Genomic DNA, 20,737 nt, shown 5'->3' with positions numbered 1-20,737 from the left:
GACCCGGCGTCGAGGCGGGCGCGTCCGCGCTGCTCGACGCCGTGGTGCCGCTGGCGGGTGGCCTGCTCGCCGGAGGTGGTGGCGGCGGCGGTGGTAACCGGGTCACACCCGTCACCGGGGCCAAGATCATCGGCGGGCTGGTGCCGTGCAACTCGATCGCCGACGAGATCCTCACCGAGCACCCGAAACGGTTCCGCGCCTTGTGGATCGACTCGTCGAACCCGGCGCATTCGCTGCCGGACTCGCGGCGTTTCCGGGACGCGATGCGAGCCACCGAGCTCTCCGTCGTGATCGACGTGGCGTTCACCGAGACGGCCAGGCAGGCCGACTACGTGCTGCCCGCCGCGAGCCAGTTCGAGAAGCCCGAGGCCACGTTCTTCAATTTCGAGTTCCCGCGCAACGTCTTCCACCTGCGCAAGCCGCTGCTGGAACCACTCGCGGGCACGCTGCCCGAGCCGGAGATCTACGCGCGGCTGCTGCGCCGGCTGCGGGTGGTCGACGACGCGACCATCACCCGGCTGCGGCGGGCGGCCGAGACCGGCCGCGCCACCTTCGGCGCGAGTTTCCTGGCGACCGTCGCCGCCGACCCCGCGCTGGGCAAGGTCGTGCCGTTCCTGCTCTACGAAACGCTCGGGGCCACCCTCGATCCCGCGGTGCGCGGCGCCGCGGTGCTGTGGGGAGTGAGCCAGCTGTGCGCGCTGTCGAATCCGAAGGCCGTCGGCCGCGCCGGGTTCACCGGCGGCGGCCTCACGCCGGGGAACGAGCTGTTCGACACGATCCTGGCATCGCCGTCGGGGGTGGTGTTCACCGAGGACACCTGGGACGACGTGTGGCACTACGTCAAACGCGAGGATCGCCGGTTCACCCTCGACGTCGACACCCTGCTCGACCAGGTCCGCGCGCTGCCCACCGCGCGGACAGCGTGGACCACACCGGAATTCCCGCTGGTCCTCGCCGCGGGCGAACGCCGGTCCTTCACCGCGAACACCATCTTGCGCAACCCGGACTGGCGCCGCCGCGACCGCGAGGGGCACCTGCGCGTCAGTGCCGACGACGCCGCCGCGGCCGGCGTGTCCGACGGAGATCGGGCCCGGCTGGTCACCGAGACCGGAACGGCCACCGTGACCGTCGAGATCAGCGACATGATGCGCGCGGGCAATATCGCGCTGCCCAACGGGCACGGTCTGGACTTCCCTGCCGGCGACGGCACCACGACCAGCGCGGGCGTGTCACCGAACGAATTGACCAGCACCGCCCACAAGGACGCCTTCGCCGGCACGCCGTGGCACAAGCACGTGCCCGCGCGCCTGGAAGCGCTGTAGCGCGCGGCTCAGCGCTGCGCGCGCACCGTCGCCAGGACCTGCCATGCCTGCAGTGCCGCACCGAGATCGCGGACGGCGGCGGGATCGGCGAGGGATCGGCCGGTGAGCTTCTCGACGCGCCGCAGACGATAGCGCACCGTATTGGCGTGCAGATAGAGCCGTTCGCCGGTCCTGGTCGCGGAACCGCCTGCGGCGAACCAGGTTTCGAGGGTCTCGAGCAGTCGGCCGCGTTCGTCGTTGGGAAGGGCCAGCACCTCGCGCAGGCGCATGTCGACCATATGCGCGGCCTCCACCGGCGCGGCCGCGACCACCATGCCCAGCGGGTTGTCGTCGAACCGGGCGACACCGGACGCGCGATCGGCGAGGCCGACCAGCGCCAAGCGCGCGAAGTGCCACGCCTGCGGGGTCTCGGTGAGCGATTCGTACGGTGGGCTCATGCCGATGCGGGCCCGGTGTTTGCGCAGGGCGGCCAGCGCGGCAGGCTCGCGGTCGGCGGGCAGTGCCAGTACGCCGATCTGCTGATCGGGCTGCAGCCGCCAGGCCGAGGTGATCCGGGCGTGGCGCAGGGTCGACTCGATGCCGGGCAGCGCCTCCCGGCCCGCCGCGCTGACCTCCGCGGCCACCACGACGTAGCGGCCGCGCGGCGGCAGGCCCAGGATACGGGTCGCCTCGCCGAGCGTGGCCGGATCGGCGATGACGCCGGTGAACAGCGCCTCCACCAGTACCGAGCGCTCGTGCTCGCGTTGCAGCATGAGCTCCGAGCTCCTCTCCCGGTACGCGGCGGCGACGGCGACGGAGTACTCCCCGGCCAGCGCCCACACCTCGGCGCCCAGATCGACCAGCACCGCGTCGGTGACCGCCGGATGCCGCCTGGCCTCGGCGACCAGCTCCGACCACAGGAATTCGAACCCGATCCGGAATGCGTGCAGGGTCTCGGCCAGCGGCACCCCCTGCTGGGCGCGTAGCCTGCCCGTCTCCTTCGGCGGCTCGGGATCCACCGGCTCGTCGGTGGTGAAGTGCTGCACCATCAGCGTCAGATTGCGGGTGCAGGAGGTGTGGATGGTCGCGAACGGCACCAGATTCTCGTCACGGTAGGTGTCGAGTTCGGCGACGAAGCGCCGGGCCAGCTGCAGCCCGAGATCATCGATGCGCGCGAGCAGTGCCGCGGCGACGTCGACGATCGGGCCGGGAGGCGTGGTTCGAACCATTTCCGCAGCTTACCGGGGGTGTGATTGTTCCCGCGGACAACGGTGTCGCGGCGATGTTGTCCGGCGATCCATGGGATCGGCGTCACAGCGGTGCGACGATTTTTCGCATGCCGACGCCCGCTCTGAGCGAGAACCTGCTGCGCTGCGCGCACCGCTATCCGACCCGTCCCGCGCTGCGCGCCGGCGCGACCGTGCTCACCTACGACGAACTCGCCGAACGCACCGCCCTGGTGGCCGCGTTCCTGCGCGATCGCGGCATCGCCCCGGGGGATCGGGTGGCGCTGATGCTGCCGAACGTGCCGGAGTTCGTCGTGCTGTACTACGGCATCCTGCGCGCCGGCGCGGTCGTCGTGCCGATGAACCCGCTGCTGAAAGCGCGCGAAGTGGCCTATTACCTGCGGGATTCGGCCGCGGTGCTGCTGCTGGACTGGGCCGACGGTCCGGGGGAGGGGCCGCAGGGGGCGCGCGAGGCGCAGACGGCGGTGCTCACCATCGACACCGACGGCCTGGCCGAACTGCTCGCCGGGCACGCCCCCGACCGCGACGATCGCCCGGTCGCCGCCGACGACCCCGCGGTGATCCTCTACACCTCCGGCACCACCGGGACGCCCAAGGGCGCCGCGCTGTCGCACGCCGGGCTGATCCACAATGCCGACGTCTACGCCGTGACCGTGCTCGACATCGGCGCCGACGACGTGATCCTCGGGTGTCTGCCGCTGTTCCACACCTTCGGCCAGACCTGCGCGATGAACACCGCGATCCGCAGCGGCGCCTGCCTGACGCTGGTGCCGCGCTTCGAGCCCGGCGCGGTCTTCGAGGCGATCGCCCGCGACGGCGTCACCGTCTTCGCCGGTGTGCCGACGATGTATTCGGCGCTGCTGCACGATGCCGGAGCCGCCGCGGCGGATGTGTCGACCCTGCGCCGCTGCGTCTCCGGTGGCGCCTCGTTGCCGATGGAACTGCTGCACGCCTTCGAAAAGCGTTTCGGCTGTGTGATTCTCGAAGGCTACGGGCTGTCGGAGACGAGTCCGGTCGTCGCGTTCAACCACGCGGGGCGGGTGCGCAAGCCGGGATCGATCGGTACGCCGATCCGCGATGTGGAGGTCGAGCTCGTCGATCGGATCGACGGGGTCGGGGAGATCGCGGTGCGCGGCCCGAACGTGATGCTCGGCTACTGGGGCCGCCCCGCCGACACCGCCGCCGCGATTCCCGACGGATGGTTCCGCACCGGTGACCTCGCCCGCCGCGACGACGACGGCTACCTCTACATCGTCGACCGCAAGAAGGACATGATCATTCGCGGCGGCTACAACGTCTATCCGCGCGAGATCGAAGAGGTGCTCTACGAGCATCCCGAGATCACCCAGGCGGCGGTGATCGGCATCGCCGACGCGCATCTGGGCGAGGAGATCGTGGCCGCGGTCGCCTTGTGCGAGGGCGCGACCAGCACCGGCGCACAGATCCAGGAGTTCGTCCGGGTCCGGGTCGCCGCCTACAAGTACCCGCGCCAGGTGTGGCTGCTCGACGCGCTGCCCACCGGGCCGACCGGCAAGATCCTCAAACGCGCCATCGCCCGGCCGTGAAACCCGCTCCCGCACCACATTTCCCGCACATCACACAGGAGTGATCCATGTTCACCTACACCAGCAGCGACGGCACGACCATCCACGTCCGCTCCTGGCTGCCCGCCGGGGACGACGTCACCGGCGTGGTCCAGATCGCGCACGGCATGGGCGAGTACGCCGCGCGTTACAGCCATCTCGCCGAGCGTCTCGCCGGGCTCGGCTACGCGGTCTACGCCGCCGACCACCGCGGACACGGCCACAGCATGACCGGGGTGCCCGGTGACCTCGGCGACAACGGCTGGAACCTGCTCGTCGAGGACATGGCCGCGCTGACCACGATCCTGCGCGAGACCCATCCCGGGCGCCGCGTGGTGCTGTTCGGGCACAGCCTCGGTTCGTTCGCGGTCCAGCAGTATCTGCTCGATCACGACGCGCTCGTCGACGCCGCCGTCCTGTGCGGCACCACCGCGGTCGACGAGCTGTTCATCGAGATCGCCGCCGCCGACGGCGATCTGCTCGGCCTGTTCAACCGCGAGTTCCAGCCCGTGCGCACCACCGCCGACTGGCTCAGCCGCGACGAGGCCCAGGTCGACGCCTACCTGGCCCACCCGTGGTGCGGATTCGAAATCGACGCGGCGAACATGGCGCTGCTGGCCAGGGCGGGCACCGAACGGCTGGCCCGGCCGCGCGGCATCAGGACCGACCTGCCGCTGTATGTCATGGTCGGTGACCGCGATCCGCTCACCGTCGGTGCGCGACTGAGTGCTCTGCAGGTCGAGCGGTACCGCGATGCGGGGCTCACCGACGTCACCTATCGCGTCTATCCGAACGCCCGCCACGAGATCCTCAACGAGATCAACCGCGACGAGGTGGAGAACGAACTCCTCGCGTGGATCTCGCGCGACAGCTAGGGGATCCGGGCCATCCCGCACAGCATCGAGACCGCTTCCTTGCGCGGGTGCGGGCGCCATTCGGTGGGCCGCCAGTCGATCACCGAGGTGATGCCCGGTGAGACGAGCTCGAGGCCGTCGAAGAAACGGGTGAACTCGGCGGTCGAGCGGAGCCGGAACGGGACGCCGCTGCGCTCGTTGGCGGCGACGTTCGCCGCGAGGTCCTCGGGAGACAGGTGGTCGTCGGTGGCGTGGGTCATGGTGAGGTAGCTGCCCGAGGGCAAGGCCGCGCAGAGTTCGCGCACGATCTCGTAGGGGTGCATCTCGTCGGTGAGGAAGTGCAGCACCGCGCAGAGCATGAGGGCCACCGGCCGGTCGAGGTCGAGGGTGCTGTGTAGAGCCGGATGCTCGAGGATCGAGGCGGGGTCGCGCAGGTCGGCGTCGATGTAGGCGGTCGCGCCACTCGGGGAGCTGTCGAGCAGGTCGCGGGCGTGGTAGAGGACGATCGGGTCGTTGTCGACGTAGACGACGCGGGCTTCCGGGGCGATCTCCTGGGCGAGTTCGTGGACATTGCCCGCGGTCGGCAGTCCGGTGCCGATGTCGAGGAACTGGCGGATGCCCACCGTCTCCACGAGGTAGGGAATCGCGCGACGAAGGAAACTGCGGTTCTCCAGGACGGCGAAATGGATGGAGGGGAACGCCTCGGCGACGGCGTCGGCCGACTTGCGGTCCGCTTCGAAATGGGCGCTGCCGCCCAGCCAGTAGTCGTACCGGCGGGCAGGGTGCGGTTTGGTGACGTCCACCCGGTCGGCAGCGGCCTCGAAGTCCACGGCGCACTTCCCTTCTCTCGACTACGGTCGTCCCTGTCAGCCCGACTCGAGACCGGTGGTGGCGTGGCTGGTCCCGCCGCCGCGAAAGGCACGGCCATGCCCCTGCAGTTCAGCCCCTACGACTTCGCTGTCCATGCCGATCCGTATCCGTACTATGCCAGGTTGCGCAGTGAGTCCCCCGTCTACCGCAACGACACCGACGACTTCTGGGCCCTGTCGCGGCACGCCGACGTCCGGGCGGCGTTGCGCGATTCGGAGCGGTTCTCGAGCGCCAACGGCCTGCGGATGGAGCCGGCGTTCTGGGGACCGCAGGCGGAGAAGTTCTTCTCGTTCGTGGCGATGGACCCGCCCAAGCACACCCGGATGCGCGAACTCGTCGTCCGGGCGTTCACCCAGCGCCGGGTGCAGAGCCTCGAGCCGCGCCTGCGCGAGATCGCCCGGCGCACCCTGCGGCCGCTGCTCGAGCGCGGCAGCTTCGACCTGATCGCCGAGTTCGCCGGTCCCTTCCCGACCGACGTCATCTCCGAACTGGTCGGTGTGCCGGAACAGGATCGGGAACTGCTGCGCAAGCTCGGCATGGAGATCATGTACACCGACGCCGAGTCGACCGATCTACGGCCGGAGGCGATGGCCGCGATCGGGGCGCTGGTCGGGTACTACACGGAGCTGACCATCGCGCGCAGTCAGCAGCGCGGCGACGATCTGCTCTCGGGTCTGCTCGACGCCGCCGACGGCGACGACCGGCTCACGCCCGAGGAGATCGTCGGGGTGCTTATCCTGCTCGTCGGGGCGGGCATCGAGACAGTCATGCTGACCCTCGGCAACGCCTGGCACAGCGCCGCGCTGCACCCCGATCAGCGCCGCGCCGCCTTCGACGGCCGCGTCGACGACTGGATCGCGGAGTCCATGCGCTACGACCCGGCCACCCAGGCCCAGTTGCGCACCACCACGACGCCGATCGAGCTGCACGGCGTCGAGATCCCGGCCCAGGCCCGCATCCTGCTGCTGACCGGCTCGGCGCATCGCGACGAGGCGGTCTTCGACAACCCCGACAGCTTCGATCTGGACCGCGATACCAGCGCCTCGCTCGCCTTCGGCGCGGGCCGCCACCACTGTCTGGGCATGAACCTGGCCCAGCTGGAGCTGCGGGTGGCGCTGCAGGAGATCGTCGCCGCGGTGGCCGACTACGAGATCGACACCGACAACCTGGTGCGCATCCACTCGTCGAACAACCGGGGCTTCGCCGCGCTGCCGACCACCGTCACGCTGCGCTGATCCCGCGGCCGGTCGCCGTGCCGCCGGTGCGGCGACCGGATCGTACCGGTGATCCCATGCCCGGTCCCGCGGTTGTGTGATTGGTCCCAATATCGGGGTGGGGTGGTTGCGCCGTGCCGCGAAGACGTCGATGGTGAGTACCTGGGAAGACCAGTCTCACACACCAGTCGGTCGGATTCTGTGGGCCGAGTCGGTAGGAATCGACATCGGAGTCGGTATGAATGCTGTGTTCGAGTGTCATCACGGATGGGTCGTCGACATCGTCGACGACGACGCGCGCGACCCGATCGGCTGGCGCGCGCAGTGTTCCTGCGGCCGATGGCGTGGGCGGCCCTGGCGGCGCTCGCCGCATCCGCTCGGCCACGCGCCCGCCGATCGCCGCCTGCACAGCCCGTCCGGCAGGCTCGACCCCACCCTGACCCGGCTCGTCCTCGACGACTGGGAGTGCCATCAGTTCGAGATGCGGGCGCTGATGCCGGTGCGGCTGGCGTTCCAGGACTCGGAGTCCGCGCGTCAGCGGCTCGTCGAGGCCGTGCGCTTCGTCCGCGCGACGGGCGCGTCCTGGGAGTCGATCGGGCACGTGCTCGGCACCGATTCCGCGGAGCTCGCCGAGCAGTGGTTCGGCACCGGCGCCGCGGTCTGAGTCAGAATCCGGCCAGACCGGAGGCGAGATCGCTGATGTCGAGCGTGGCCAGCACCTGGTCACGGACATCCGGGCAACGCTGGATGGTGACGGTGTCGATCGCGCCGCGGTTGAGCGTGATCGCGGTGTTGATGGCGCCGTTGCGCAACGCCCAGTTGTGCACGGTGCCGTTGTAGGACACCCGGGCGACGGCGGTGCCCTGCTGCCGCCAGTTGTCGATCTCGGCGCGCAGCATGTCGCACAGCTGATCGGCGGCAGCGGTGCCGATCTCCGGTATCTGGGTGGGGGTGGGGCGGGTCGGATCGGACGGTTCGGTACTGGTGCCGCACCCGGCGAGCGCGGCCGCGGCGAGAACCGCGACAACGATGCCGGTGCGCCGCCGGGACCGTCGTCCGCACGATGCGCTGGTGGTCATGAGAACTCCCTGATCGTGACGATCCGGATGCACGTCGGGCGCCCACGCTGGGCCGGGCGACATGCCGCGCGGCCTACTCTCGAAGTATGGTCGCCCGCGTCCGCAGGATCAACGGATTCGTGGTGCGGCCGCCTTGCTCCTCCCGGTGGGCGCGGTAGGCCGAAAATCGAGTGGTCGGCTACTCGTGTCCGGCACCGGATCACCAGCCCACGCTGAGGGAACCAGCTGCATCCTTCTCCGGGCGAGGTGACCCATGGATACCGAAAGCGACACCCGCACCGCCGCATGGCGCGAGCAGATGAACGCCGCGTCGCGGCGCTTCGCCGACAGCGCGACCGAGCGCGACGAGGTGACCCGCAAACGCGAGGCGTCCGAATCCGATGTCGTCGACACCGAGGAACAGATCCTCGCCCGCGCCGACCGGCTGCTGGGCAATGGCGAGGTGCCCGCCCAGGCGGTCATCGAGCTGGGCAGGCAGGACCCGCTCGACAGCATCGGCTCGCTGGAACGGGTCATCGGCTTCGCCAACGAACTGCAGGCCGTCAACTTCCTGACCCGCGGCACCCGCGCGGCCGCCGCCGTCGCCCGGATCTCGCTGTCCGACCACGGCCGCCGGGTGCCGATCGGCACCGGGTCGCTGGTCTCGCCGCAGCTGCTGCTCACCAACAACCATGTGCTGCCCAGCGTCGATGTCGCCGAATCGGTGATCATCGAATTCGCGGCGGAAGCCGGTATCGACAATGTGCCGACCCAGACGGTGCGCTTCGATCTCGCGCCGGGCGACTTCTTCGTCACCGACCGGCACCTGGACTACACCCTCGTGCGAGTGGCGCCCGGTGCCGACGGCACGGCCCCGGGGAACACCTTCGGCTGGAACCCGCTGATCGCCAAGCCGGGCAAGATCGTCATCGGGGAGGCGATGAACGTCGTCGGTCATCCGCTGGGCAGGCTCAAGGAGATCTCGATCCGCGACAACCGGCTCGATCTGCAGCTCGACGACTTCCTGCACTACACCTCCGACACCGAGCCGGGGAACTCCGGGTCGCCGGTCTTCAACGATCAATGGGAGATCGTCGCCCTGCACCACGCCGGCGTGCCCGAGAAGGACGACAAGGGCCGGGTACTGCGCAAGGACGGCAAGCCGTGGCAGGGCGGCGACGGTGACGACGCCATCCGCTGGGTCGCCAACGAAGGCATCCGCGTGAGTGTGCTGCTGCGCGATCTCGGCTCCCGCACCTTCGATCCCGGGCAGCGCGCGCTGCTCGACGAACTCGGCCCCGCCGCATGCCTGGCGGCCGACGCCGTGGTCGTCGACCCGACAGCCGCCGCGCCACCACCGGATTCGGTGGCGGAGACGATCGTGCGCGGTCCGCACGGCAGGCCGAGCGCGTTCGGTGGCAACCGCAGCGTCGTGTTCCTGCACGGTCGCAGGCAGGAGGGCCGCGACCCGGCCGAGCTGCGCCGCAGCTGGACCGCGGGCCTGAACAAGGGCCTCACTCTCGCGGACCTGAGCCCGATCGATCCCGCCGACGTCCACTTCCCCTTCTACGGTGACCAGCTCGTCGCGAGCCTGGGCGCCCGCGAAGCGGCCGTGGCGACCGGATCGGAGCTCTACGAGAGCCTGGTCGCCGAGACCGCCCAGCGCCTCGGCATGCCGACCGCCGCGCAGGCAGGCGACCCGATGGCCCAGGAGGGCTTCGGGTTCGGTTCGGTCGTCCTCGGCCGGGTGCGCGACCAGCTCGGCTGGATCGCCGCGCGCAGTGGCCTGGACTCGCTGCTCATCGGGGCGATCTTCCAGGACGTCGCGGCCTATCTCGACGACGAGAGGGTCCGCAAGGGAGTACTCGACACCGTGCTCGCCGACATGCCGACCAGCGGTGAGCTCGTGCTGGTCAGCCACAGTCTGGGCACGGTGGTGGCGATGGATCTGCTCACCCAGCTGCCCAGGGAGCTGACCGTGCGCCTGCTCGTCACCGCGGGCAGTCCGCTGGGCCTGGACGGGGTCTACGGCAAGCTGCTCACCGGCGGGCCGCACCGGCCGGACCGGATCGGCGACTGGCTCAACACCTGGTACGCCGGCGACCCGATCGCCATCGGCTGCCCGCTGCGCCAGGCATGGGGACCCGACCTGCTCGATCTGCCCGTCGAGAACCCCAAGGAGCGGGCGCACGATATCGCCGAGTACCTCGCGCACCCGGCGGTCGCGGCCACGATCGGGCGCATGCTGACCGACTGAGCACCGGCGCGGCGGGCGCGGCCCGGGCCGCGCCCGCCGCGCCGGTGCTCAGTCGGTCAGCATGCGCCCGATCGTGGCCGCGACCGCCGGGTGCGCGAGGTACTCGGCGATATCGNCCCCCCCCCCCCCGCGCCGTGGTCACGGGGTGAACGGACGTTGATCCAGGAACGCGGCATCGGCGTTGATCGTGAACAGGTTCGGAACCTGGTCCGGTGGCATCGCGTTCATGATCCGCTGATGGAACTGCCGATAGCCGGCGTCGAAGGCGCCGTCGCCCCACACCTGCAGCAGCGCGCCGGTGAACTGTCCGTTGACCGGCCCGTCGTAGGACAGCTGCGAGTCCTGGCAGCCGGCCAGCAGCACCACGCCCGCCTCGATGGCGGCCCGCGAGTTCGGTCCGGCCAGCTGCTGGACGAACGCGTACATGGCCGCGCGCTGCTTGTTGTCCTCGGTCTGCACCTCCAGCGGCATCGCCTTGGCGCTGCCGTGGACCACGGTGCCGAGGTCGCCACCGGGATCGTCGCGCGCGGCCAGATCGACGATCGCCGTGCGGGTCTCGCGGGTGAAGGCGTCGCGCGCCACCGTGCCGCTGTGGCAGCTGTCCGAGCAGACAACGACCCGCACGCCGGGCGCGAACCGCGACCACATCCGGTACAGCTCGTCGTCGACGATCTGGCGATCGAACACCACCCAGGTCTCGTCGCGGCGGTCGTCCTCCTCGCCGTCGACGTCGCTGGTCTGGCCGCCGTGGCCGGAGTAGGTGACCAGCACCAGATCGCCCGCTCGCGCCGCGCCGGCGAGCCGGGCGATCTCGCCGATGATCGCGAACGATGTCGCCGCGCTGTCGAGCAGCACGCGTGGGCCGGCGAAACCCTGCGCGGCCGCCAGCGCGGCCATGGCATTCGCGTCGTTGACACAGCCCGCGAGCGCGCCGTCCCAGCCGCCGTAGGCGGTGGGATCGACCCGGTTCAGTCCGATGTGCAAGGAGTATCCGCTCACTGTCGTTCCCTCCGTCTGGGATGTCCGATCAGGGGGTGCCGGGGGAGTCCGGCGCGGATCAATTCTTCGGCGGCCGTGCCGGACTCGATAGCGTGCCGCACTACCCCAATCCGGCGAATCGCCCGGCGGAGGTGGAGTAGTGCATTACGCGTTCGGCACGGGTACCCGGTGCGCGACGATATCGGGGTGGGAATCTCCCCACGATTCGAAAGGACAGGGAGATGTTCGATTCGGATATCGAGGACGCGGTCCTGGCAGCCAGCCCGGACACCGGGGAAGAGTGGTTCGAAGCGGCGAAAGCACCGGCCGGCAGGCCCGACAACGGCGTCGGGACGAGGGGAATCGACCGGACCGAGGTCGACGCCGACCGCACCCTGTTCCTCGGACCCGCGACGATGCGGGTCCTCGATGGCGTCCCGCACGCCGACGGCACCATGACGGTGCGGTACCCCGTCGGCCGGGACGCCGAGCTCCGGATGCTGCGCAACTCCATCATCGTGAACTGACCGGTCATGACCACAGCGGAACAGCACGCCGGATCGCCCGTGCGAGCCAGCGGCGATCACGTCACCTCGGGCTTGGCGACCATCGAACAGGTCGGGCGTGGCAAGGTTTTCGCGTCCACCACCGGCATCGTGGTCTTCCTCGTCGCGGTGCAGGCGACGATGGCGTTTCCGCTCGGCGCGCGCACGGCCCAGGAATGCCACACCGCGGGATTGCTGGCCCTGCTGGTGGGCGCCATGATGGCGATCGCGGCGCCGACGGCGACCTACCGGTACTACGTGTACATCTATTCGCTGCGGCTGGACCCGAAGTACGCCCAGTTCGCGAAGCTGGTCTTCGCCGGCTCGCTGCTGCTGTCGGTGCTCGACGGTGGCGCCGATCTCGCGCTGGCGATCCGGCTGACCGGCGAGCCCGCGTCCTGTGGCGGCGCCACGGTGACGCTGCTGCGCGCCCAGGCGGGCCTGCACCTGTTCTTCCTGCTGCTGGCCCTCGTGGTCACCGCCATGATCTGGTACCTCGGCACCAAGCACCGCCTCGCCGGCGACGACCCGTCGCAACCGCAGTACGCGCCGACCCCCACCACCGCCCCCGCGCCGAGCGGGCTGATCATCTGCTGCTCCGGCGGCGGCATCCGGTCCGCGTCGTTCTGCCTCGGCGCGCTCCAGGTACTGCGCGACCGGGGACGCTACCAGAGCGCGACCGCGGTGGTCGGGGTGAGCGGCGGCGGCTACATCGCCGCGGCCATGCACATCCTGCACCGCAACTTCACCGATCCCTACGCGCTCGAATCCTCGGAGCTGGCCTATCTGCGCCGCCGCACGCGCTACCTGATGCCGCGCGGCACCGACAAGTTCCGCGCCGTGTTCTCCCTGCTCTACGGCATCGCCGTGAACGCGACGCTGGTCGGGATCTCGCTGCTGGCGGTGTCGTGGTGGCTGGGCTGGCTGCTCGACGACATCGACGTGCTGACCCGCGACGGCGATCGGCTCGAACTGCACCTGGTGCCCGCGGGCGGGTACTGGTACCTGGCGATCGCGCTCGGCCCGTTCGCGCTCGCACTGGCGGCGTTCGTGGTGGAGAAGGCCTGGGATCGGCTGACCATGGTGCCGGACCGGATGCGCAACGTACTCGCGAAGGGGTCCTCCGTGCTGTTGGGGATCGGGGCGCCGCTGGCGGTGCTGCTCGTCGGGGTCCCGGTCGCCCTGTACGTGCTGAGCAGGGTGACCGACGGGTCCGCCGGCGCGCCGACCACGTTGCTCGTCGGGCTCGTCGACCCGGGCGCGAAGGGCGCGCTCACCTTCGGCGCGACGCTGGTCGCGGTGATCGGGCTCGGGCGCTCGGCGTGGAAGGGGCTGCACACGGGCGACGCGGCGAGCGGCTGGTACGGGCGCGTGCTCGCGGTGGTGCGCAAGCAGCTCGCCCCGTGGCTGGGCAGCGCGCTGATCGTCGCGGTCGCCGTCGTGCTGCTGCTGCGCTGGACGACGGTCTTCGCCACCGACGCGCACGCGCGCGCGAACTGGACGCTGGCCTGGTGGATGATCGGCGTCGCCGTCGCGATCAAGGTGTTCACCGACGCCAACCGCACCTCGCTGCACACCTACTACCGCGAAGCGCTGTCGAAAGCCTTTCTCGTGGAGAAGGATCCGCGGTCGCACCAGGCGGTGCCGCTGCCCTACAGCACCGCGCTGCGCTACTCCGACTACGGCAAGCCGGTCGGGCACGGACCGCGGCTGGTCATCGCGGCGGCCGCCAACGCCAACGACGTCGCCTTCGTGCCCACCCGGCGCGGCTGCGTGCCGTTCGTCTTCGATCCGGACCGGATCGGCGTCGTCGGTGACCGCGCGCTCACCCAGGACGGCCTGCGTCCGACCGCGACCTACGAGCAGGTGGCCGACTACCGGTATCGCGATGTCACCGTGCCCGCGGCGATGGCGATCAGCGGCGCCGCGTTCAGCCCGCTCACCGGCCGCGAGAGCGCCCGCACCCGGCCGGTCCGGATCCTGCTCGCCCTGCTCAACGCGCGTCTGGGAGTGTGGCTGCCGAATCCGTACTGGCGGCCGGTCCCCCAGGGCAGGCTCGCCGCGAAACTGCCCGCGGCCTACAGCTGGGCCGACAAACCGGGACCGTACCGGCTGCTGCGCGAGGCCTTCGGCAATCCGTCGCTGTACGACCGCTGGCTCTATGTCACCGACGGTGGCCACTACGACAACCTCGGGCTGGTGGAGGCGTTGCGCAGGCGGCCGGCGACGGTGCTCGTCCTCGACGCCAGCGGTAGTCCCGACGACCGGTTCTGCGCGCTGGCCGAAGCCATCGCGACAGCGCGCATGGACCACTGCGTGGAGATCACCATCGACCTGCGGCAGATGCTGCGCGGGGAGCGCAAGCGCGCCCACAAGGCGTGGGCACACGGTGTCGCCCGGCATCTCGACGGCGCCACCACCGACATCTACTACCTCCGGTCCCAGCTGATCGACGACCTGAGCTGGGACCTGGAGAACTACAGCAGGGCGCATCCGGACTTCCCGTACACCTCCACCGGCGACCAGCTCTACAGCGAATGGGATTTCGAGGCCTACCGCGCCCTCGGGCACGAGGTGACCGAGCGGGCGCTGGCGGATCCCGTCTTCGCCGGGCTGGTCGGTGCGCCCGGCGCCGGAGCGCCGGAGTCCGACGGCGAGACCGGCGCACCGGTCTTGGCACGCTAGCGCCTACTCGCCGACGACCGATCGCGCGGCGGTCAGCGTGTTGAGTACCCGCTCGGTCTTGGTCAGCTCGGTCGAGATCGACAGACCGTAGCCGCGGACGGCGGCATGGAGCCGGTGCTGCACGTCGAGGGCGCGCGCGTGCAGGGCGGTGGGGGATTCGCCCGGCGCGGGCGTCACTTTCAGCGTGAGCTCGAACAGGTCGAGCCCGTCGACCGTCCACCGCTCGGCGTCGGCGGCCAGATCGCCGACGGCGATGTTGGTCCACTTCGTCGACGCGACCGGACCCATCGCGCGCAGATGATCGACCACCACACCCGGAGGCGTGCAGCTGACCAGGAACTGGCGCTGGGCCGAGTCGAGGGCGTCGGTGACGTCCTCGCCGCACAGGGCCGCCACCCGCAGCGAACCGGCCGGGCGTCTGCTCACCACCGAGGCCGACAGCACCCGGCGTTCGCCGCACCAGTCGCCCTCGATGCGGTACTGCATCCCCGGTTCGCTGAACGGCGTCGCCCAGCGGCCCACCAGCTGCGCGGTGGCGCAGGGCCGCAGTTTGACGGTGAGGTCGTCGTGGTCGCCACTGCGCAGCCGGATGGCGATCCGGCCCGCCAGCAAGGCGGGTGCGCCGCGCGCGCCGGGAACGGCGGGTTCGGCGAACCACACGTCCCGGCTGATCGCGGCGGCATTGGTGCACCCCAGCCGGGATTGGGCGTCGAGGAGGTCACCGTCGAGATTGACCTTGATTTCGATCGGAGTAGTCACCCGAGCAGCGTCGCCCATGCCCCCGCCGTTCGGCGCGCGTAATTCGCTACTCGATTGCCGTGGGCCGGGCCGCGGCGACATCACGGCCGCCGGAACACGGGCCGGTCAGGGCACCGAGTAGTGCACTACTCGTGACATAGATCACCCGGTGCCGGACACTGATCTGCGACCACTTCTCGTACACCGCGGTTCGAGCCAGTCAGCTACGTGGAGGTTCTCGATGGTCGAGGCACAGCCGGCGATTCCGCCGCAGTCGTCGCCGCCCCACCGGTCGTTCGTCGCCCGCGCCGCCGTCGAGGCCGCCGAAGCGCTAGACCGGCGCGTGGGCTGGTTCCGGTTACCCACCCCGCTGGGGCTGGCCGTGCTGGTCGGCCTGCGCAGCAGGCTGCGCTCGCGCAATCTGTTCGACACCGGCCGACATCCGGCCGGACCGTTGCCGCCGGACACGACCGGCGAACACCGGGCCGCGCGCACCATCGACGGTTCGTACAACAGCGCCACCGATCCGCGCACCGGGTCGGTCGGCTGCCGGTTCGGGCGCAATTTCGCACCCGAGCACAGCTACCCCGAGGACTCCGCCCGAATCCAGGAACCGAACCCGCGCCAGGTCAGCCTGCGCCTGCTGGCCCGCGACGGCTTCCAGCCCGCCACCACCCTGAACCTGCTGGCCGCGGCCTGGATCCAGTTCGAGGTGCACGATTGGTTCAGCCATACCCGCACCGACAGCGAGCCGTTCCGGGTGACGCTCGACGAGCACGACACCTGGCCCGAACGGCCGATGACGATCCAGCGCACCGCCACCGTCCCCGGGGCCGGGCCCGGCGACCCGCCCAGCCATGTCACCGAGGACTCGCACTGGTGGGACGCCTCCCAGATCTACGGCAGCACAGCGGCTTTCGCGTCCGCCCTGCGCTCGGGCAAGAACGGCGAACTGGTGATCGACGAGCTCGGCCTGCCGCCGCTGGACGCGGCCACCCTGCTGGCGCTCTCGGACGCGGCCGCCAACGCCTGGGTCGGTCTGGCGCTGCTGCATTCACTGTTCCTGCGCGAGCACAACGCGATCTGCCGCCGCCTGTCGCGGCGCTATCCGGACCTCGACGACCAGCAGCTCTACGACACCGCTCGCCTGATCAACGCCGCGCTGATCGCCAAGATCCACACCGTCGACTGGACCCCGGCCATCATCGCCCACCCCACCACCGTCGCGGCCATGCGCGCCAACTGGTTCGGCGTCCTCGGCGAACGGATCTCGCGCCGGTTCGGCAGGCTCGTCGGCAACGAGGTGCTCTCCGGCATCCCCGGCTCCGCGGTCGACGACCACGGCGTGCCGTACGCGCTGACCGAGGAATTCGTCTCGGTGTACCGGATGCACCCGCTGATCCCCGACGATCTGGTGGTGCGCAGTCTCACCGACGACCGCGTACTGGCCGAGTATCCGTTCCCCGAGCTCGGCGTCGCTCACATCCGTGAGCGCCTCGGCGAGACGCCGATGGACACGCTGTTCTATTCCTTCGGCCGCGCCAACCCCGGCGCGCTGACGCTGCACAACTATCCGCGCCATCTGCAGCAGCTCGCCAGGCCGGGGCAGCCGCTGATCGACCTCGCCACCATCGACATCCTGCGGGTCCGCGAGCGAGGGGTGCCGCGCTACAACGAGTTCCGGCGGCAACTGCGGTTGCGGCCCGCCGCCTCGTTCGACGAGCTGACCGACAATCCACGGTGGGCGCGTGAACTCGAACAGGTCTACGGCAACGTCGACGACGTCGATCTCATGATCGGCCTCTACGCCGAGCCCAAGCCTCCCGGTTTCGGCTTCAGCGACACCGCGTTCCGGATCTTCGTGCTGATGGCGTCGCGGCGGCTGTCGGCCGACCGGTTCTTCACCACCGACTTCCGGCCCGAGATCTACACCGAGGCCGGTATGGCCTGGGTGCGCGACAACAGCATGCGCACCGTGCTGCTGCGCCATTTCCCCACGCTGGCGCCCGCGCTCGCGGGCGTCGCGAATCCCTTCGCGCCGTGGAGGACTCCGCGATGACCTACCTGCGCTTCCGCGACGACCTGGAACAGCCGCGCCCCGACGAAGAACAGATCATCGACAAGATCATCGCGGTGCTGCGCGACAACAACGAACGCGCCTACCGCAAATACAAGCGCGGACTGCGCGACGCGCACGCCAAGAGCCACGGCATCCTGCGCGGCGAGCTCACCGTGCCCGCCGGCTTGCCGCCCGAGCTGGCACAGGGCCTGTTCGCCACCCCGGCGACCTATCCGGTCATCGCCCGGCTGTCGAGCACCTCCGGGGTCATCCGCAGCGATCAGTTGCGGGGCGTGCGCGGCCTCGGCATCAAGGTGCTGGGCGTGCACGGTCCGCGGGCGATGCCCGGCGACGAGGCCACCACCCAGGACTTCATCATGGTGACCCACCGGGAGTTCCTGTTCGCCGACGCGCACGCCTACCTCACCCGGGGCATGCCGACCGCCTGGGTGCTGGCCCGGCTGCCCGACGAGGTGCTTCGCGCGGGCAGCGATCTCGTCGCGGCCCTGGACAAGCACGTGCTGCGGCGCATCGGCAAGCGGGTGCCCCCGAATCTGGGCGTGTTCGTGGCGCCCAACACCCACATCCTCGGCGAGACCTTCTACACCTCGGCGCCGGTGCGCTACGGCGACTATGTCGCCAAGCTGCTCTATGTCCCGGTGTCGCCGGAAGTCGCCGCGCTGCAAGGACAACCGGTGAGCACGGGGGCCGGGGTCAATGCCCATCAGGACGCCGTCGTCGACTTCTTCGCCGCGCACAGCGCCACCTACGAACTGCGCGCGCAGCTGTGCACGGACGTGGCCACGATGCCGATCGAGGACGCGACTGTGCCGTGGCCGGAGGAGGCGTCTCCGCATCGCACGGTCGCGACCATCCGGTTCGACGTCCAGGATCCCTACACCCCGCAGCGGCGGGCCTACGGTGACGACGTGCTGTCGTTCAACTCCTGGCGCGGCCTGGACGCGCACCGTCCGCTGGGGTCGATCAACCGGCTGAAAAAGCGGGTCTACGAGGCGTCGAGCGACTATCGCCACGACGTCAACAACGCGCCGCGGCTCGAGCCCCGTGACGCGACCGAATTGCCGCCATGACCACCGCGCAGGTCCGTTGTGGGGGAGCCGGTCGCGAACTAGAATTGTGGCGTATGGGCGAATTGTGGCAACTGCTCGATCGCCCCGCCGAATTCGACACCGTGCGTACGGCTTTGACGAATGGGAACAGCGGCGGAGTGATATTGGTCGGCGCCGCAGGCATCGGCAAGACCACGCTGGCCCGGCTGGTCACCTCGGTGCTCACGGACCCGGTCCGCTGGGTGGCGTGCACCGCCTCGTCGCAAGCCATTCCGCTCGGCGCGTTCGCCCCCTGGATCGCCGCGTCGGCCTCCCGTGATCCGCTCGCCCTGCTGCACTCGGCACGGGAAAACGTTCTGGCCCAGCCGGATACGGTGATCGGCGTCGACGACGCGCACCTGCTCGACACCCTGTCGGCCACCCTGGTGCACCAGATCGCCGCCGACCGCGGCGCGCGCATCGTGGCCACGGTCCGCTCCGGCGAGCACGTGCCCGACGCGATCACCTCACTGTGGAAGGACGGCTTCCTCGCGCGCGTCGAACTGACACCGCTGTCCAAGACGCAGTGCACCACCCTGGTCGAGACCGTGCTGGGCGGGACCCTGGAGGGGCTCAGCGCCGACGTCATGTGGGAGGCCTCGGGCGGTAACCCGCTGTTCCTGCGCAACATGGTCGAAGGCGCGGTCGAGGCGCGCACGCTCACCGATGTCAACGGGGTCTGGCAGTTGCGCGGTCCGACCGCCGTGCCGTCGGGGCTGGTGGATCTGCTCGACGAGCGGCTGTCCAGGGCGGGCGAACCGGTACTCGACGCGCTGCGGATGCTGTCGGTCCACGAGCCGCTCGACATCGACATCCTCACCGAGCTCGTCGGCGTCGAGGCCGTCGACGCCGCCGAGCTCAGCGGCCTGATCCGGGTCTGCCGCCATGGCGGCTCGGTCGACGCCCGGTTCAGTCATCCGCTGCTGGGCGAGGTGGTCCGCCGTCGGATCGGCACCGCCGCGGCCCGCACGCGGCGCGGTCGCATCGTCGAGACGCTGCGCGACCGGCCGCTGGACACCCCGGCCGAGCGGATCCGGCTGGCCCAGCTGTGCGTCGACAGCGATCAGCCGATCGACATCGTGTTGCTGATCAATGCCGCCAAGGACGCGATCGCGCTGGCGAACCTGCCGCTGGGGGAGCGCTTGGCGCGCGCCGCCTGCGAACGCTGCGGTGGCCTGCGCGCGGCCGAACTGCTGTCGCGGGCGCTGCTGTGGCAGGGCAAACCGCACGAGGCCGACGAGATCCTCGCCCGGTTCGACCCCGACCGGCTCGATCCGCTGCAGGTGGTGCAGTGGGGGCTGCCGCGCGCGAGTCTGCAGTTCTGGTCGCTCGGCGATGTCGCGCGGGCCCACCAGCTCATCGACCTGGTCGCCGCGCGCGTCGAGCATCCGTCGCTGCGGCTGCTGGTCGACGCGGTCCGCGCGGCGATGGCCGTGCACGAGAACCGGCTCGGCATCGGCGTTGCGGAGGCCGAGCGCGTGCTCGCCGATCCGGACTCGCCCCGGCAGGCCGCCGATTTCGCCGCGTTCTCGCTGGGTCTGGCGTTGCCCTACGTCGGTCGCGGCGCCGACTTCGCGCCCATCGCCGCCCGGATCACGGCCGAGCAGAAATCCACCGACGGCCTGATCCGGGTGATGGTGCGCTACGGCGACGTGGTCGCCCTGACGATGATCGGTGACCTGGACCTGGCCGAACAGCGGGCCTCGGAATACCGGGAGTTCTCCTCGGCGGGCCAGTTCGCCGGCTGGGCGATCGCCCGCATCGCGATCGGCGTCGTCGCGACCTATCGCGGCCGGTTCCGGGCCGCGATCGCCGCCTTCGAGCAGGCGCTGGCCGCGCTCAACGCCGATTGCACCCTGCCCTGGCAGCTGCCCGCCCGGCTGGTGCTGGCCCGCGCCTACGCGGCGGTGGGCGAGGTCGACCAGGCCGAACGGGTCCTCGCCGACGCCGAGGAGCACAGCGGCCCCCACATGGCCCTGCACGAGCCGCAGCGGATGATCGCGCGCGCCTGGGTGGCCGCGGCCGAGCACAGTCAGCACACCGCGATCGACCTGGCCCGCAAGGCGGCCGACCTGGCCCACCGCACCGGCCAGTACGCGCAGGAAGCCGAGGCGCTGCACCACGCCGCCCGCTTCGGTGACCGGACCCTGGCCACCCGGCTCGCCGCCGTCGCGGCCCGGGTGCAGGGACCCGCGGCCGGCATCTACGCCCGCCACGCGGCCGCGCTGGCCCACTCCGA

Annotated in this window: 16 protein-coding genes; 11 read left to right on the top strand and 5 right to left on the bottom strand. The window is 70.6% G+C overall.

Features of this window, described 5'->3' with window-relative positions; genetic code table 11:
- On the top strand, positions 1-1,322 hold a 1,322-nt coding region (locus tag V8688_RS24950), incomplete at its 5' end, for a molybdopterin dinucleotide binding domain-containing protein (RefSeq protein WP_342801825.1).
- Positions 1,323-1,330: 8 nt separating this feature from the next.
- On the opposite strand, the gene V8688_RS24945 is transcribed toward V8688_RS24950, so the two are convergent.
- On the bottom strand, positions 1,331-2,530 hold the full coding sequence (locus V8688_RS24945) for a helix-turn-helix domain-containing protein (protein WP_342801824.1): 1,200 nt from the start codon (positions 2,528-2,530) through the stop codon (positions 1,331-1,333).
- Between the two features lie 107 nt (positions 2,531-2,637).
- Between V8688_RS24945 and V8688_RS24940 the strand changes: the two genes are divergently transcribed.
- Both V8688_RS24940 and V8688_RS24935 read left to right on the top strand, forming a co-directional pair.
- On the top strand, positions 2,638-4,113 hold the full coding sequence (locus V8688_RS24940; protein ID WP_342801823.1) for a long-chain fatty acid--CoA ligase: 1,476 nt from the start codon (positions 2,638-2,640) through the stop codon (positions 4,111-4,113).
- Positions 4,114-4,160: 47 nt separating this feature from the next.
- Positions 4,161-5,006 (top strand): alpha/beta hydrolase, encoded by an 846-nt coding sequence (locus V8688_RS24935; RefSeq protein ID WP_342801822.1) that lies wholly within the window; start codon positions 4,161-4,163, stop codon positions 5,004-5,006.
- Here the strand turns inward: V8688_RS24935 and V8688_RS24930 are convergent.
- Positions 5,003-5,815, bottom strand: coding sequence for an SAM-dependent methyltransferase (locus V8688_RS24930; RefSeq protein WP_342801821.1), 813 nt, complete (start codon positions 5,813-5,815; stop codon positions 5,003-5,005). The two genes, V8688_RS24935 and V8688_RS24930, sit on opposite strands and share 4 nt — an antisense overlap.
- 96 nt (positions 5,816-5,911) lie before the next feature.
- On the opposite strand from V8688_RS24930, the gene V8688_RS24925 reads away from it, so the two are divergent.
- Together V8688_RS24925 and V8688_RS24920 are read left to right on the top strand one after the other, a co-directional pair.
- Positions 5,912-7,090 (top strand): cytochrome P450, encoded by a 1,179-nt coding sequence (locus tag V8688_RS24925; RefSeq protein WP_342801820.1) that lies wholly within the window; start codon positions 5,912-5,914, stop codon positions 7,088-7,090.
- Between the two features lie 217 nt (positions 7,091-7,307).
- Complete coding sequence (locus V8688_RS24920; protein WP_218721006.1) at positions 7,308-7,733, top strand: hypothetical protein; 426 nt, start codon at positions 7,308-7,310, stop codon at positions 7,731-7,733.
- Between the two features lies 1 nt (position 7,734).
- Here V8688_RS24920 and V8688_RS24915 read toward each other — a convergent pair whose 3' ends face one another.
- Positions 7,735-8,148 carry a hypothetical protein gene (locus tag V8688_RS24915; RefSeq protein WP_218721007.1) on the bottom strand — a complete coding sequence of 138 codons (414 nt, stop codon included), beginning with the start codon at positions 8,146-8,148 and terminating at the stop codon, positions 7,735-7,737.
- A gap of 253 nt (positions 8,149-8,401) precedes the next feature.
- On the opposite strand from V8688_RS24915, the gene V8688_RS24910 reads away from it, so the two are divergent.
- Complete coding sequence (locus tag V8688_RS24910; protein WP_316574181.1) at positions 8,402-10,384, top strand: serine protease; 1,983 nt, start codon at positions 8,402-8,404, stop codon at positions 10,382-10,384.
- A gap of 138 nt (positions 10,385-10,522) precedes the next feature.
- On the opposite strand, the gene V8688_RS24905 is transcribed toward V8688_RS24910, so the two are convergent.
- Positions 10,523-11,383 carry a caspase family protein gene (locus V8688_RS24905; protein WP_342801819.1) on the bottom strand — a complete coding sequence of 287 codons (861 nt, stop codon included), beginning with the start codon at positions 11,381-11,383 and terminating at the stop codon, positions 10,523-10,525.
- Positions 11,384-11,604: 221 nt separating this feature from the next.
- On the opposite strand from V8688_RS24905, the gene V8688_RS24900 reads away from it, so the two are divergent.
- Positions 11,605-11,889, top strand: a complete 285-nt coding sequence (locus V8688_RS24900; RefSeq protein WP_218721009.1) for a hypothetical protein — start codon at positions 11,605-11,607, stop codon at positions 11,887-11,889.
- 6 nt (positions 11,890-11,895) lie between these two features.
- Complete coding sequence (locus tag V8688_RS24895; protein ID WP_316574189.1) at positions 11,896-14,592, top strand: hypothetical protein; 2,697 nt, start codon at positions 11,896-11,898, stop codon at positions 14,590-14,592.
- Positions 14,593-14,595: 3 nt separating this feature from the next.
- On the opposite strand, the gene V8688_RS24890 is transcribed toward V8688_RS24895, so the two are convergent.
- A complete protein-coding gene (locus V8688_RS24890) occupies positions 14,596-15,351 on the bottom strand; it encodes a hypothetical protein (RefSeq protein WP_342801818.1) in 756 nt (251 codons plus the stop codon).
- Positions 15,352-15,571: 220 nt separating this feature from the next.
- Between V8688_RS24890 and V8688_RS24885 the strand changes: the two genes are divergently transcribed.
- From V8688_RS24885 to V8688_RS24875, 3 genes are all read left to right on the top strand, one after another.
- Positions 15,572-17,389: a peroxidase family protein gene (locus V8688_RS24885; RefSeq protein ID WP_218721012.1), complete on the top strand. Its 1,818-nt coding sequence runs from the start codon at positions 15,572-15,574 to the stop codon at positions 17,387-17,389.
- Positions 17,386-18,480: a catalase family protein gene (locus V8688_RS24880; RefSeq protein WP_316574192.1), complete on the top strand. Its 1,095-nt coding sequence runs from the start codon at positions 17,386-17,388 to the stop codon at positions 18,478-18,480. The genes V8688_RS24885 and V8688_RS24880 overlap by 4 nt, the downstream gene beginning before the upstream one ends.
- 53 nt (positions 18,481-18,533) lie before the next feature.
- Positions 18,534-20,737, top strand: a 2,204-nt coding sequence (locus V8688_RS24875) for a tetratricopeptide repeat protein (RefSeq protein WP_342801817.1), incomplete at its 3' end; no start/stop codon positions are given.

The sequence above is a fragment of the Nocardia sp. No.11 genome, from assembly GCF_038752175.1.
GTDB lineage: Bacteria > Actinomycetota > Actinomycetes > Mycobacteriales > Mycobacteriaceae > Nocardia > Nocardia canadensis.
This window is presented reverse-complemented; position numbering and strand designations above follow the sequence as displayed.

Coding starts and splice junctions, on each gene's coding strand:
- V8688_RS24945 (WP_342801824.1), bottom strand. CDS start 2,530: ATGGTTCGAACCACGCCTCCCGGCCCGATCGTCGACGTCGCCGCGGCA.
- V8688_RS24940 (WP_342801823.1), top strand. CDS start 2,638: ATGCCGACGCCCGCTCTGAGCGAGAACCTGCTGCGCTGCGCGCACCGC.
- V8688_RS24935 (WP_342801822.1), top strand. CDS start 4,161: ATGTTCACCTACACCAGCAGCGACGGCACGACCATCCACGTCCGCTCC.
- V8688_RS24925 (WP_342801820.1), top strand. CDS start 5,912: ATGCCCCTGCAGTTCAGCCCCTACGACTTCGCTGTCCATGCCGATCCG.
- V8688_RS24920 (WP_218721006.1), top strand. CDS start 7,308: ATGAATGCTGTGTTCGAGTGTCATCACGGATGGGTCGTCGACATCGTC.
- V8688_RS24915 (WP_218721007.1), bottom strand. CDS start 8,148: ATGACCACCAGCGCATCGTGCGGACGACGGTCCCGGCGGCGCACCGGC.
- V8688_RS24910 (WP_316574181.1), top strand. CDS start 8,402: ATGGATACCGAAAGCGACACCCGCACCGCCGCATGGCGCGAGCAGATG.
- V8688_RS24900 (WP_218721009.1), top strand. CDS start 11,605: ATGTTCGATTCGGATATCGAGGACGCGGTCCTGGCAGCCAGCCCGGAC.
- V8688_RS24895 (WP_316574189.1), top strand. CDS start 11,896: ATGACCACAGCGGAACAGCACGCCGGATCGCCCGTGCGAGCCAGCGGC.
- V8688_RS24885 (WP_218721012.1), top strand. CDS start 15,572: ATGGTCGAGGCACAGCCGGCGATTCCGCCGCAGTCGTCGCCGCCCCAC.
- V8688_RS24880 (WP_316574192.1), top strand. CDS start 17,386: ATGACCTACCTGCGCTTCCGCGACGACCTGGAACAGCCGCGCCCCGAC.